We start from the raw sequence: 14,105 nt of genomic DNA on the forward strand, positions 1-14,105 counted from the left end.
ATGATAGTCATTGTGGATGCAATGATATCGATCTAGACGAATAATTTGCCTGATTTATTAGTTAAATTTATGCTTGGTTTTAATAGTTTCGCGAATTATTGCTAGGTTTAAATTTGTATTTATTTATTTTTTTAAAGGAATTAAAATGATTTCAAAAGCGAAAAAACAAGAATTAATTTTAAAGTTTGGAAAAAACGCTAAAAACACCGGTGATACAGCCGTTCAAATTGCAATTTTAACCGAAGACATTGAAAAATTAAAAGTTCATTTTGAAAATAATAAAAAGGACAAACATTCAATGCGAGGTTTTATTGCAAAGGTTAATAAACGTAAAAAATTACTTTCTTACTTAAAACAAAAAAGTTTTGAAACTTACAAAGAGACAATCGAAGCTTTAAATATACGTAAATAATTTTTTAAATTTTTACCAAATATTTTAAAGTATGGTATAATTTAATTTTGCACAAGTCAACCGCTGGTATTTTTAAGTTTTTAATTTAAAAATATTTGAGGAAAGTCCGCGCTAGCACTACCTGCGATGGTAGTAGTGTTCATGTTGGATCTAAGAAATCCAAGCCTAGACGACAAGTGCCACAGAGACGAGTTTATTTGTTTATTATTTTATAAATTTTTCATAATCATTGTTCACTCCTAAAAAATCCTAACAAATAAAGTGAAACGCGGTAAACTCCATGAGCTAGAAACCTAAATTTTGGTAGGGGAATCCAATTTGGGAAACGAACTTAAATTGGAAGGTTGTAAAAGACCTAGATAAATGGTTGACTAATACAGAACGCGGCTTATTAGTGCAAAAAACAGCGAAAATTCGCTGTTTTTTTATTTAAATGTACACTTTTGTAATTTTTTGCTCATTTTGTTTAGACTTCTAAAGTCTTATTTATCATAAAATAAATTTGCATGTCATACAAAATCATGATTTTTAAAAACATGCAAATTTTACTGATTTTTGGATTTTTAATAGTTTTATGGTAAAATTTAATGGTAAAAATTTATGGAGGTTAGAAACAATGAGATCGAGGAACATCTTAAATTGAGTTAAAATTAAAATTTTAAATTGATGGTCTTCAGTGGTCAAAGTTGACGAAATTGTTGTTTTATTTATAAAAATATTACATCTTTTTGTCACAGAACACTAATTTAAAGAAATAAAAGCCACACGTTGTGGTTTTTTTAGTGCAAAAAAAATTATTTTTGTTAAATAAATTTTTTTTGCCATAATTTTAAATAATTTTTGTGGTATAATTTTAAATAATTTTTGTGGAAGGTTTCAAACCGTTAACCACTAAGAGAACTAAAAAAAATAAAAGGATGCTCGAAATGGTAAAAAAAAATGTAGTTAGAGTTGCAAAATTGCAATTCAATGCCGGTCAAGCAAAACCCGGACCAGCTCTTGCAGGTCTTGGTATTGTAATGCCTGAATTTACAAGAAAATTTAACGATGAAACAAAAAATCGTGGAAGCGAACCAGTTCCTGTAAAAATTACTGTTTTTAAAGATAAAAGCTTTGAATTTCAGTTATATACAAGCCCAACTTCTTACAAAATTAAACAAGCTGCAAAAATCGAATCTGGATCTAAAAAATCTAAAGCTGAAAAAGTGGCTAAAATTACTCTTGCACAACTTAAAGAAATTGCAGAATATAAATTACCAGATTTAAATACTGATAATATTGAAAAAGCAATTCTTACAGTTTATGGGACCGCCAAACAAATGGGCGTTGAAGTTGAAGGTATCGAAGAATTTTTACAAGGAGTTAAATAATGAAAAAAATTTCACGTAAATTAGCTCAGTCTCGTGAATTAGTTGATAAAAATCATTATTATTCACTTGAAGAAGCGATGGAATTGGTTAAAAAAACATCATATACTAAATTTTCTGGCTCTGTTGATTTAGCTATTCGGCTTAATTTAGATACTCGAAAAGCTGACCAACAATTAAGAGGTTCTGTTGTTTTACCTTATGGAACCGGGAAATCTGTACGCGTGCTTGTTGCAACTGATTCATCAGAGGTAGCAGCTAAAGCTAAAGAAGCAGGTGCTGATTTAATTTATTCAACAGCTGAACTTGAGCAAAACTTGAAAATTGATAATTTTGATTTTGATGTTATTGTTGTTGAGCCTAAATTAATGCCAGTTTTAGGAAGATACGGGAAAAAATTAGGACCAAAAGGGCTTATGCCTAACCCAAAAACAGGTACAGTTACCCCAACACCAGAAAAAGCTGTAGCTGAAATTAAAAAAGGTAAAGCAAATTATCGTGCTGATAAATACGGAATTATTCACTCATTAATTGGAAAAACCAATATGGAAGCCGATCATTTAGTCCAAAACGCTAAAACCCTTTTACAATTAATCCGTAAATTGAAACCAAATTCAGTTAAAGGAAATTATTTCAAAAACTTAACTGTTTCAGCTTCAATGGGTCCTTCTATTAAAATTCGCTTCGACAATTTGTAATAAAAAATAACCTGTAAAAAATAAAAAAACCCTTTAAATTTAAGGGGTTTTTTTATTTTGGGCTTCGAAAAATTTTCAAAAATTTATTATTAAAACAGGAAAGAGATTAAACTGTTGTTTTTTGATGTTTATTAACAAACAAATGAAGTCTAGAAATTTTTCGTGATGCTTTTCCTTTGTGGAAAACACCTTTTGATTTTGCCTTTGCAATTTCTTTATGAGCTTTTGCAACTAATTCATTTTGATTTTCTGCGTGACTTGTAACAGCTAGCTTAGCCTTTTTGATTGCTGTTTTTACACGAGATTTAATTGCATTATTTCTTGCTCTTGCTTTTTGCATTTTGGTGATTGATTTAATTTTGGATTTTATATTTGCCATTTTTTTCCTATATTTATATATAATAGTTTATTTCAGCCCTTTAAAAAACAGTACTAAAAATTATACCATAAAAATATGTTATTTATATTTAAAAAATGAATTTTTAATCTCTAGACTTAATAAAAAAATTTAAACTCAATAAGACTAATATTCAACTTTAAAAATTATTTTTCTAACTGTGCCAATTTGCCCAGTATATTTTGGCAAATGAGCATCGCCAGGTAGAAAAATTAAAAATTCGCCTTTTAACGGTCTAATTAAATTTCGGGTCGAATCTTTTTTATAAAGAGCTACATCATTTTCTTCAGAATAATCAGTTACTTTATTGACTAATTTCTCTGAAAAATCAAAGAAATATTGTTCTTTTTCGTCAAGTACTACATGAACATCTGCATATCGTTTGTGATATTCATAGAGAGCGTTTGTATCATCGAAACTTTCAAAATCAACATGTATAACAAAAATTCTGTCTTCATCAATTACAGTTTTGCCTAGTGGTAATTTTGCTAGGTCAGTTTCTTTTAGATATTTTGCTAATTTTGCAAAATTTTCATTTAAACAACTATATTTGCTAAAATTTTCTAATTTGTCATAAATCATTTTCCACCCCTCTTTTATTTATATTTTTCTTAAATTATAGCAAAAAAATTGACCAAAAAAGAATAAATTTCAAATTAATCATTTTTAAGCTAAAAAATTACCCTATTAAAATATCTTCAGTTATGTAAGTTTTATTCTGTTTGCCGATATTATCGCCTTGTCAAACGTAAATAAAAGAGGTAATTCCGAGCTGACCAATTAGCATAATAATCATAAATCCAATTTGTGAAACAACAGATAAATCTCGAATTAAACCGGTCGACAGACCCGAAGTTCCAAAAGCCGACATAACCTCAAAAATTAAATGATAAATTCTATATTCGCCAGTTTTTTCCTGGTTTGAAATACTATCTAGTGAAAAACTCGAGAGAAAAACTACCGCTATTACTAAAATAAATGATATAAAAAACACACTCGCAGCCGAAACAATTTTATCTGTTGTGATTTTTCTTTTAAATATATTAACGTCACTAGTTCCCCTAAGTTTAGATAAAACCACGGCGATAAAAATTCAAAAAGTTGTAACACGAATTCCACCACCTGTAGAAGAAGGCGCAGAGCCAATAAACATCAATAAACTTGTTAAAAATGTGCTTGGTTGAGTTAGCTGTTTTAAGTCAAATGTAAAAAAACCAGTTGAACGAGTCATAAAATTATGAAATAATAATGCAAATGATTTATCAAATCAGGTGCCATTTTGCTTTTGATTCCAAAAAGTAAAAGGAGAATTTGAACTAGCTTCAAAAGTAATTAAAAGAATAAAGCCAATTAGGGCAATAACAAAATAGCTCAAAATTGAAACTTTAGTAAATAAGGAAAATCTAAATCTTTTTATTTTTTGCTTAGAAAGTTTAAGTTTGAAAAAGCTAAAAAAATCATAAATTACCGGGTAGCCAATTCCTCCTATTATTGTCAGAATTATTATCATAATTTGCAAAAAATAAGCGTGATAATAAGGCTCAAAACTATTTGGCCCGATTATATCAAATCCAGCATTATTAATTGCAGAAATGCTATGAAAAACAGCAAATCTTAGTGATAAAGATATATTTTTATAAGGTGATTTTTGAAATGAAAATTTTTGAGGATCAGCATCGTAAAAATAAAAATAAAGACTAAGAGTAAGGCTACTAATCAAAACAAGAATCATAAAAAAATTAATAGAAACCTTGATCATGCCTTTTAGTTCACTTAATTTACTTGAACCTCTTTCGATTTTCAAAATTTCACGGGATAAAATGCTTAGTTTTTTTCCAAATAAATGGTTAAAAATGTAGAATTTTATTGCAAAAATTCCAATTCCTCCCATAGAAATTAAAATTGCAATAATAGCTTGTCCAAAAACATTAAAACTTGTGCCAGTGTCAACCAAACTAAGTCCAGTGTCACTAAAGGCAGAAACTGAAGTAAAAAGTGCCGAAAAAAAATTAATTTTTTCTGAATTTTCAGAGTGTGAAAACGATCCTGTTAGAATTCCGGCCCCAAGAAGAATAACTAACGTGTAAAAAGTAAAAATAATGTGTATCTTTTTAAGAGAAAAAATGGACCGCAGAAAATTTTTGATATTAATTTTCAAGTTCATTATTCCTCGTTTTAATGGTTGACTAAACTAAAAAATAGTCAATTAATTTACTTATATAAAACAAACAAAAAAGCTAAATTATTATATTATACATTTTTTTTCAAAAAAACCAAGCAAAAACAAAAAAATTTAAAAATAGCTAAAAAAACTAGCCTATAAAAGATTTGTGCTTGTCTACCCTCAAAAATTTTCTGATTTTTGAACCAATTTATTGTTTTTTAGATAAAATTTAAGTAAATGAAACGAGCAAATATTTGTATAATTGGTGCCGGACGACTAGGTAGAGCAGCAATAACCCAACTAGCAGAATCAGGCCACAATATTATTGTCATTGATAAAAGAGCTGAAAATTTAAAATTTATTCGTGAATTTGCGACTGTAGAGCCAATTATAATGGACGCTAGCGACATAAATGCAATTCGTAATGAAGTTGGGCTTGAGGATATAGACACAATAATCGTTGCTACTTCAGACAATATTGAAATTATTGCAACTTTATTAGAATTACAGACAGAAATTAATTTTTTTAACAACTTAAAAATAGCCGCGCGTGCTGTTAACAAAAGACATGCTCGTGTTTTAAAACAAATCGGTGTTGACTGAATTATTAGCCCTGAAGAAGAAGCTGGAATTAAAATGGCACTTTTGAGTGTTGATAAAAATTTCCTGAATTATGCAGATAATCTTAAAGAAATAGCAAATGGAATATTTGCTGGAAGTGTTAATGTAAAATCACCAAACTATATTAATAAAAGTATAAAAAACGCTAATTTGCGTCAGTATAATGTCAACGTGGTTTTAATTAAAAGAAATAAAGAAACAATTTTGCCAGCAGCAGAGACAATTATTCATCAAAATGATGAGATAACAATAATCGGAAAAATTGGTGATGTTACAACAGTTTTGCAAAAAATGGAGTCTATAAAGAGCTAAAATTGGAAAATTTTAGGAAAAAGTGCTTTAAAAGTTCTTTGAATTAACAGCACAAAATTTTATTTTTGTTAAATTCAGGAAAATTGGTGATGTTACAACAGTTTTGCAAAAAATTGGTTCTATAAAGAGCCAAAATGTGAAAATTTTAGGAAAACGTGCTTTAAAAGTTCTTGTAATAACAGTACAAAATTTTATTTTTGCTAAATTCTTTTGTAAAGCTAAAAATATAGTATAATTTTCAAATAATCATGGATTTTGGAAAATACTATTTATATTTACTAAAATATTACATGTTTGCGGCATCACTCTTTGATGATGCTGCTTTTTTCCATGAATCTGCATCAGAAGATATTTTCGATAAGTTCCCCACCACTCTTCATTAGAGAAGATTTTTTTCTTCAAAGATGAAGTTTTCATATTTTTTTTAGAATAAAATTACATTTTTTTATTTAAATTAGATATTGTTTTTAATTTTATCTACTCAAGAGGGAATTATAAAATGCAAAAATTTCACAAAAGTGAAACAATAATCTCGCTTGTTGATGTTGATAAGGAATTTGGTGACAAGAAAGTTTTAAATCAAATAAATTTGGACATCAAAAAAGGTGATTTTGTCACTCTTTTAGGTCCATCTGGATCTGGAAAAACTACAATTTTACGCCTAATTGGTGGTTTTGAATGAACAACCCGAGGCGAAATTAAATTTAACGGGGTTGATATTAAAGATGTTCCAGCCCATAAACGAGATACAGCGACTATTTTTCAAGATTATGCACTTTTTCCACATTTGTCAGTTAGAGGAAATATCGAATTTGGCTTAAAATTAAAAAGAATTAAGAAAAGTGACTCTGAAATTCCGCAGTCAACTTGGAAAAAATTCGAAGATTTAAAGCAAAAATGACAAGCAAAACAGGACAAAAAAATTGCTGAACTTAATAATTTGCAAGCAAACTTAGAAAAACAACTTGAAAATCCCAATTTAGACAGCAAAACCCGTAAAAAATTACAGGATAAACTTGATGATTCAGATTTTAAATATTCTAACTGGGAAAATTATGTTTTTTATAAATCTGTAACTTTTGAAAAAAAATACCTTACTCGTAAAATAACAAAAACGGAAATTGATAGCGAAATTAAAGATATTATCGAACTTGTTGGTCTAAGTGGCAACGAAAACCGTGCAATTTCAGAGTTATCTGGTGGAATGAAACAGCGAGTTGCACTGGCTAGATCGCTTGTTATTGAGCCTGAAATAGTTTTATTAGATGAGCCATTATCAGCTTTAGATGCAAAAATTAGACAAAAAATGCAAGTTTTTCTTAAAAAAATTCAGCAAAAATTAGGTCTAACTTTCATTTTTGTAACTCACGATCAAGATGAAGCCCTTCAATTATCAGATAAAATCGCCGTAATTCGCAACGGTAAAATCGCTCAATATGACGTGCCAAAGAAAATTTATGACTATCCTGCCAATAAATGAGTTGCTAATTTCATCGGTGATTCCAATTTTTTTGAAGCAAAATTTATTGGAAAAAATAAGGTTGAAATTCTTGGGACTGAGCTCTATACAATTCACACAGAATTTAATTATGGCCAAAAACTGGATGCACTTATTCGTCCTGAAGACATCGATATTGACTTAAATTCTGGATATTTTAAGGGAAAAGTGGTTCAAAATATTTATAAAGGCTCATATTACTGACTAGATATTCAAGTCGGTTCTAAAATTATTTACGTTGAAACTAACGATTTTTACGATCTTAATACCGAAGTTTATCTAAAATGAGATGATGATGCAATTCATTTAATGGAGATTGAAAGTGGAAACTCTTAGCTTTTTTGATAAATTTTGACAAAATTTCAAAAAAAATTTAAATCCACGCATCAGTCTTGTTCTCCCTTATTTTGTTTTTGCCCTAATTTTAATAGTTATTCCACTTATTTTACTTTTTGTTAAATCTGTAAGTCCACTTTCGACAAACGGTAGTCCATTTGACAATCATCTTTTAGTAAAAGAGCAAACAACTTGGCAAATTATTGCCCGTTCAATTTTTGTTGGTTTAGTTAGTGCTTTTATTTGCTTAATTTTAGCTTTTCCATATGCTTTTATTGTCGCAAATTCAAAATCACGTATTTTTAAAATTTATTCTTTATCATTAATAATTACACCTTTAATTATTTTTACAATTGCAAAAGTCTTCTCATTACGAGCTTTATTTTTGGCAATGTTTGACGAAGGATCGCTAAATAATAACTCTTTTATGATTCTTGGTCTAATTTTTCTCAATTTTCCTTTCATGGTAATTCCACTTTATACAATTTTCAGAGATATGCCTAAAAACCTAATTGAAGCTGGCACTGATTTAGGATATTCAAAATTTTGAGTTTTAATTAAAGTGGTTCTCCCTTATAGTTTTCGGGCAATTAGCTCTGGATTTGCGATTGTTTTTTTAATGGCAGCAACTTCAATAGTTGTCTCAGATAAATTGCTACCAAACGGATCACAAAATCAACTAATTGGAAATTTAATTAATAATTCTGCAAACACAACAAATCCTTTTGATCTAGCGCGAGTTTCATCACTTGTTTTAGTCACACTTTTAGTTTTTATTGGAATTTATACACTAATTCATTTTACGCCGATTGTTATCATGAAACTTAAAGGATTTAAATATGACTAAAATTATTGATTTTTTTCAAAAACACGAGATTTTGAAAAAAACTTATGTTTGATTTTTGATAATTATTTTTTATATTCCAATAATTTTTGGTTCTATTTTTTCATTTAACAGTCCGTCAAAAAAAGGTTTTGTCTCTTCAACCTGAAACAAATTTAGTTTGCAAGCATTTGACGAATTTGCAAAAGATACTTTTGCATCAGCGCTAATTAACTCATTAATTATTGCATTTTTTGCTGCAATAACCGTTGTTTTCCTTTCACTTTTAACAGTTTTTGCCCTCTGAAGACAAAAAAATAAATCAGTGAAAATTTATGTAAATGTCACCTCAAATATTCCTTTAATTAATCCAGATGCTATCACTGCAGTTTCACTTGCAATTATTTTAGGCTTCATTTTTGGTTCACTTTCGGCGGCTTATGAAGGTTTGTATCGGGCAATTATTTCCCACATTGTCATGACTTTGCCTTACGGAATTTTGATAATGTATCCAAGAAGTGAGAAATTTTCGCTAAGTTTATATGAAGCAGCCCAAGATTTAGGCTACTCAAAAATGAAGGCATGATTTTTGGTTTATTTAAAACACATGTCGCCAGCGATAATTTCGGTTTTTCCGGTTGTTGTTTTTCTTTCTTTTGACGATTTTATAATCACAAAAATTACATCAAACACCCAAACAGTTGGAACGCTTTTGTATCAAGGAACTTTTAAAACTTGAGCGCTAATGTTGGGAACAATTATGCTCTTTATTTCCGTGATTTCTAATTTAATTTGACTTTATTATAAAAATAAAAAGGAAAAAACATGAAAAAGAATTTAGTCAATTTTTTTGCCAAAATAGCACTCGCACTTTCGGTAGTTAGTGTTGTTTTTATTGCATCTTTTTCAAAATCAAGCTTCCCATTCAAACCAGTTGTCTATAATTTTGAATCTTACATTTCTGATTTTGGTCGCGATGTAATTAACAAAGATTTTAATTATCGCGAATTTGGTGATGTTAGCGAATTTACAAAAGCAATTGAAGACAACCGCACAATTGCTGGTGTAGGTTCAGATTTTCAAATTGCACGTTTGGCTCAAAAAGGTCTTTTACAAAAAATAGACTATTCAAAACTTTTTCCAAATTGAGAGCTAACTAAAGTTTTTCAAAAACCGCAAAATTATGCCAGTTTTTCTTTGACCCAAAGACAAGAATTTATCAATAAAAAAAGGGCCGCTTTTGAAGAAATGTTTCGCCCTGAAATTGTTGAGCATGTTGATAAATATGACCAATTTATGAAAGACGCCTATGATCCCCAAAAAGATCTTGACACTGATAATGACGGAATTCAGGACCGTTTTTGGGAGTTTTTCATACCTTATTATACTCAAGACAAAGTAATTGCCTACACAATTGGCGATTATGATGTGAATGGTAAAAGAAAAAATCTCCGTAAATTTCAGGACAATTGAAGCGCTGAACAAAAAGAACAAATTCAAGAAAAAGGCCTTAAGTTTGAAGATCAAAGTCTTAGCGGAATAGGTAAAACTTTGAGAAAAAATGGTTACAGTTTTTTTGAATGAACTGAGGCTATGAGAGATAATTTGTTAATTGGTGGCGAAAAAACTAATCAATATGGTCAAGTATTAACTGAAAATAACTATAAATCATTTGTTGATGGCTTTATTGACTATATTGGTGAAATTTCTGGTTTTGACTATTTCAATTTGCGACATAATGTTTTTAAAACTTCAGGTCTTGACTTGGCTAATTCAGTAATTGATCCTTCTTTGAATCAAGATGTTGGCTTTTTATATAATGGCGATTCTCTTGATGCCCATTATTCTAAAGATAATTATGAAGAACTTGAGGAAGAAAATACAATTGCAATTATCCGTCCAAAAAATAATTTAACTTTGCTTGATGGCTGAATTATTTTAAAAGACACTTCGCCTGAATTGACCGATAAAATTTATAATTCACTTTATGAAGGAATTTATAAAGGTGAAGATTTTGACTTAGAAGAAATTGTCCAAAAAGCAAAAGTCAAGGTTGATTTTGCTTTTGTCCAAAATAGCGAGACAGAAAAATTTGAACCTAAAAACGGAAAAGGTTTTTATTTTGATTATGAATCTATTCCTTTTTCAGCAAATTTTGACTATATAAATTACACCCCAACATTTAAAAAATCCTTTAAATTCTTTAAGAAATTCTACTTTAATGATGCAATTAAAACTGTTCGCGAAACTCTAGAGGGCGAAGACCGCTCAGTTTTTGTTGACCTTAATGATGAAATTATTGATGACGAGAAAAATTTAAATTACAATAATATAAAATCTGAAACTTCATCAAACAGATCGCTTCGAGCTTTAAATATGTACCTTTCTCAACAACCCGAGCAAACTCTTTATGGGAATATTCCAACTGAAAATAACACTGACGAGGGTAGATATCAGATAAATTACACTTTTTTAATGCCTTTGGATGAAAGACTTGCTTCCCAAATTCGCACTTACTATAATTTAAAGACAAAAAATTAGCACTTTTGTCAATAAAAGTTTCTAATTTAATATTTTTACTAATTATTATTGTAAAATTTACCTTATGTTCAAGTTTAAAAAAATATTAAAAACATTAGCGCTGTTATCACCAGTGATTGCACTTTCTGCATGCGGCCAAAGTCCATCTCAGGCAGAACAACTTCTTTCTTCGATAGATAAAACTGATTCTAAATATGTAAAAATTGATGAGTCAACAAATTCTTTTGTGCTTGATCTATCAGATTCTGGGCTAACAAAAATTGACAAATCTGCATTTTTTAGTCTAAAATCACGGATTTATCAAAAAACCACTCTTCAAAATCAGAATCAAACTAATCAAGAAAATAGCGAAAATACGCAAAAACCACAAGAAACTAAGGTAAATTTTTATTTTTTGACAAAAATAATTTTTCCAGAAACACTAACTGAAATTGAAGATTATGCATTTTATGCCGATAGCGCAAATCTAACTGATAAAGAAAAAATTCAGGAACTTGATTTTTCAAAAGCAACAAATTTGAAAAAAATTGGTGATTTTGCTTTTCAAGGAAATAACATAACAAAATTAGTTTTACCTTCATCTTTAGTTTCAATAGGTAAGCAAGCTTTTGCTAAAAATAACCTAGAACAGGTCGATTTTTCAAACTCCAAGAATTTAGAGATTATTCAAACTGGCGCTTTTTTTGATAATAAAATTAAAAATCTTGATTTTAGTCAAAATACTAAATTAATCGAGATTTTCACTAGCGCTTTTGAATCTAACAAAATTGAAACCGTAAAATTCAGCAAAAGTGCAAAACCAGTTACAATTGGAACATCAGCTTTTAAAGAAAACGTTATAAAAAATAACGAAAATTTCGAGAACCTTCCTGAATTAAGCTCTCTTAATTCACCATTTAATTAATTTTTTTTTAAACTAATTGTTATAAAAAGGGAAAACATTGACTAAGTTTTCCTCTTTTTTAAATAATTTTTGGGCTTGAGCAAAATTATTTAAAATTAAATGATAATCAACTTGATCATCTGGCCCATTTTTGGTCTTAATATCTGAAATTTCAGAGACTAATTGACCGTTATGAGCAAAGGCGCTAAACTGTGAATTTTTACTATAACTAATAAAATATTGCCTTTTTTCCTTTTTTTCAAAGGATAAAAGGTTAAAAGTTGAGCAAGTTCAGAGATTTATATTGCCTAATTGGGCAAGAGTTCTAAAAAATGTCAGTCCAACTCTGCATCCTGTAAATGTTCCTGGGCCTAAATTAATGTAAAAATCGCTAAAATCTGTAATTTTTAGATTATTTTTTGACAAAATATTTCGAACTAATTCAGGAAGCAAATCAGCTTTATTTTTAATTTCAACTATATTAGAATCAACAAGGTCGAAATTTTTGTCAAAAATTGCTAAAACTAGGTCTTTATTTACACTATCAATAAAAAATTTCATAATTAAAAATATATTTTAATACAAAATTTTGTTTTTAACTATAAACATTAGAACGAAATTCTGCGGGGTATCTTTTTCATGTCAAAAAGTATTTTCTTGGCTTATCAGGTTGAAAATTTACATTAGAAACTCTAATTCGGTATTTCCCGTCTTCAAAAGATTTAAAGCTAATTTTGTTAAACGGACTTATATCTGAGTTTGCTTCAATAATTTTTTCTCAACTTCCGTGAAAAATTTCGATTGAAATATCAAAATCATTTGTTTTATAATTTGGCTGACCATAAAGCAAATTACTCACTCCATCACGGAGTGTTTTACCAAAATTATAAAAAAAACCGCTAAATCCCGATAAGTATTCCCCAACAACTTCTTTTTCAGAAAATCTATCATTAAAAATAAGTGCTGAAAATTTTTGTCCTTTTAAAAGTTCGAAAGGCTCACTTACATACTCATTTCCATCATAATTATTGTACAAATAATTGCCTTGTTCCAGAGTAAAATAGGCATCTTTGTAATTTATAAATCCAAAACCTTCACTTGAATGGGCACCGTTAAATCCTAAATTGCTATTTTCTGAGGGTTGAGCCGTTAATGATAAGGCTGAAATTATTTTCAGATTTCTTTCTTTTAAACTTTCATAAGAGTCAAAACTTGATGAAAGTGAGCTAAAAATAGCCGAAAGTAGAAAAGCTGAGTAAAATTTTATGTTTGAATCGCGGATATTTAATTGATATGAAAATTTTAATTCCGGAAGTATAAAGTGGTTTGATTTTACCACTCCAGTGCTGTTGCCAAAATTTTTGACATAATTAAAAAGCCGCGAATCCTTTTTAAATCTGTCATCCTGTTTTGCAAAAAAGCTAAAATTACTGTTAATTTCATCGCCTAGAGTTCTGCTTCCGTCAAAAAAATTTATGATTCCAGTTTTACCGCTTCAATAATCAAGAAAATCTCCTAATTTTATTAAGTCTCTCCCGTTTGAAAAATATTCATTTAAAAAAGTTCTTTTTTCCTTGTACAAGTGCAAAACCATCTCAACACCCACAATTTCAAAATGTGAAAGACCTTTCGCTCATTGTTCTTGAGTTTTAAAACGGTAAATAATTAAATTTGAATTAGGAGCAAAAAACTGAAAAATTGCTTGTAAATTGTTAAAATCATTGTTATTTTCGTCCCCGTTTTCTTCAATAAAAACTCCAACTTTAACATTTCTACTTACTTTATTTAAATTTGCATCAAAATTTAAGTTTGAGGCAAGCTCTTTAAAATCAAAACTTGAATTTTGATACTGGTGAAAATCACCAGATTTTTGGCTAAAAAGCAAAAAAGGACTTAATATTGTTAAACTAGGCAAAATAAGTCGCTTAAAAATTCCCTTAATTTTCATCATGATCTCCTTCTTCTTTTTCTTCACACATAATTAAATAATCAGACTACTTTTTGACTAAAAAAAGTAAAATCAACACTTTTTTCCTAAATTTTTCCTTTTTTG

15 protein-coding genes and 1 other RNA gene are annotated in these 14,105 nt (G+C 28.9%); 10 read left to right on the top strand and 6 right to left on the bottom strand.

Features of this window, described 5'->3' with window-relative positions:
* The first annotated feature begins 145 nt into the window (after window positions 1-145).
* The 4 genes from rpsO (at window position 146) to rplA (ending at window position 2,477) form a co-directional block, all read left to right on the top strand.
* Window positions 146-412 carry a 30S ribosomal protein S15 gene (gene rpsO, locus QJQ40_RS00210; RefSeq protein WP_044285774.1) on the top strand — a complete coding sequence of 89 codons (267 nt, stop codon included), beginning with the start codon at window positions 146-148 and terminating at the stop codon, window positions 410-412.
* Window positions 413-460: 48 nt separating this feature from the next.
* An RNA gene (gene rnpB / locus QJQ40_RS00215) (RNase P RNA component class B) lies at window positions 461-808 on the top strand.
* A 530-nt stretch (window positions 809-1,338) separates the two neighbouring features.
* On the top strand, window positions 1,339-1,782 hold the full coding sequence (rplK, locus tag QJQ40_RS00220; RefSeq protein ID WP_069099168.1) for a 50S ribosomal protein L11: 444 nt from the start codon (window positions 1,339-1,341) through the stop codon (window positions 1,780-1,782).
* Window positions 1,782-2,477: a 50S ribosomal protein L1 gene (gene rplA / locus QJQ40_RS00225; protein WP_282861307.1), complete on the top strand. Its 696-nt coding sequence runs from the start codon at window positions 1,782-1,784 to the stop codon at window positions 2,475-2,477. The genes rplK and rplA overlap by 1 nt, the downstream gene beginning before the upstream one ends.
* A 106-nt stretch (window positions 2,478-2,583) precedes the next feature.
* On the opposite strand, the gene rpsT is transcribed toward rplA, so the two are convergent.
* The 3 genes from rpsT to QJQ40_RS00240 all read right to left on the bottom strand — a co-directional run bounded on the left by rpsT (window position 2,584) and on the right by QJQ40_RS00240 (window position 5,038).
* Window positions 2,584-2,856 (bottom strand): 30S ribosomal protein S20, encoded by a 273-nt coding sequence (gene rpsT / locus QJQ40_RS00230; protein ID WP_044285775.1) that lies wholly within the window; start codon window positions 2,854-2,856, stop codon window positions 2,584-2,586.
* A gap of 144 nt (window positions 2,857-3,000) precedes the next feature.
* Window positions 3,001-3,456, bottom strand: a complete 456-nt coding sequence (locus QJQ40_RS00235) for a YhcH/YjgK/YiaL family protein (protein ID WP_282861308.1) — start codon at window positions 3,454-3,456, stop codon at window positions 3,001-3,003.
* Between the two features lie 97 nt (window positions 3,457-3,553).
* Window positions 3,554-5,038: a TrkH family potassium uptake protein gene (locus QJQ40_RS00240; RefSeq protein ID WP_282861309.1), complete on the bottom strand. Its 1,485-nt coding sequence runs from the start codon at window positions 5,036-5,038 to the stop codon at window positions 3,554-3,556.
* Window positions 5,039-5,275: 237 nt separating this feature from the next.
* Here QJQ40_RS00240 and QJQ40_RS00245 point away from each other — a divergent pair, with 237 nt between their 5' ends.
* On the top strand, window positions 5,276-5,971 hold the full coding sequence (locus QJQ40_RS00245; RefSeq protein WP_044284323.1) for a potassium channel family protein: 696 nt from the start codon (window positions 5,276-5,278) through the stop codon (window positions 5,969-5,971).
* A 27-nt stretch (window positions 5,972-5,998) separates the two neighbouring features.
* Here QJQ40_RS00245 and QJQ40_RS00250 read toward each other — a convergent pair whose 3' ends face one another.
* Window positions 5,999-6,388, bottom strand: a complete 390-nt coding sequence (locus QJQ40_RS00250) for a hypothetical protein (protein WP_282861310.1) — start codon at window positions 6,386-6,388, stop codon at window positions 5,999-6,001.
* Window positions 6,389-6,470: 82 nt separating this feature from the next.
* Between QJQ40_RS00250 and QJQ40_RS00255 the strand changes: the two genes are divergently transcribed.
* From QJQ40_RS00255 to QJQ40_RS00275, 5 genes are all read left to right on the top strand, one after another.
* Window positions 6,471-7,805 (top strand): ATP-binding cassette domain-containing protein, encoded by a 1,335-nt coding sequence (locus tag QJQ40_RS00255; RefSeq protein WP_282861311.1) that lies wholly within the window; start codon window positions 6,471-6,473, stop codon window positions 7,803-7,805.
* Complete coding sequence (locus QJQ40_RS00260; protein WP_124983465.1) at window positions 7,792-8,652, top strand: ABC transporter permease; 861 nt, start codon at window positions 7,792-7,794, stop codon at window positions 8,650-8,652. Before QJQ40_RS00255 ends, QJQ40_RS00260 begins: the two co-directional genes overlap by 14 nt.
* Entirely contained in the window at window positions 8,645-9,469 is an 825-nt protein-coding gene (locus tag QJQ40_RS00265; RefSeq protein ID WP_044285780.1) for an ABC transporter permease, read from the top strand. The genes QJQ40_RS00260 and QJQ40_RS00265 overlap by 8 nt, the downstream gene beginning before the upstream one ends.
* Window positions 9,454-11,169 (top strand): hypothetical protein, encoded by a 1,716-nt coding sequence (locus QJQ40_RS00270; protein WP_282861313.1) that lies wholly within the window; start codon window positions 9,454-9,456, stop codon window positions 11,167-11,169. Before QJQ40_RS00265 ends, QJQ40_RS00270 begins: the two co-directional genes overlap by 16 nt.
* Before the next feature lie 64 nt (window positions 11,170-11,233).
* A complete protein-coding gene (locus QJQ40_RS00275) occupies window positions 11,234-12,073 on the top strand; it encodes a leucine-rich repeat domain-containing protein (protein WP_282861314.1) in 840 nt (279 codons plus the stop codon).
* Between the two features lie 12 nt (window positions 12,074-12,085).
* Here QJQ40_RS00275 and tsaB read toward each other — a convergent pair whose 3' ends face one another.
* Window positions 12,086-12,613: a tRNA (adenosine(37)-N6)-threonylcarbamoyltransferase complex dimerization subunit type 1 TsaB gene (gene tsaB, locus QJQ40_RS00280; RefSeq protein WP_282861316.1), complete on the bottom strand. Its 528-nt coding sequence runs from the start codon at window positions 12,611-12,613 to the stop codon at window positions 12,086-12,088.
* 34 nt (window positions 12,614-12,647) lie between these two features.
* A complete protein-coding gene (locus QJQ40_RS00285; RefSeq protein WP_282861317.1) occupies window positions 12,648-14,003 on the bottom strand; it encodes a hypothetical protein in 1,356 nt (451 codons plus the stop codon).
* Between the last annotated feature and the right edge of the window lie 102 nt (window positions 14,004-14,105).

It is taken from the genome of Mesomycoplasma ovipneumoniae, assembly GCF_030012565.1.
Classification (GTDB): Bacteria; Bacillota_I; Bacilli_A; order Mycoplasmatales; family Metamycoplasmataceae; genus Mesomycoplasma; species Mesomycoplasma ovipneumoniae_D.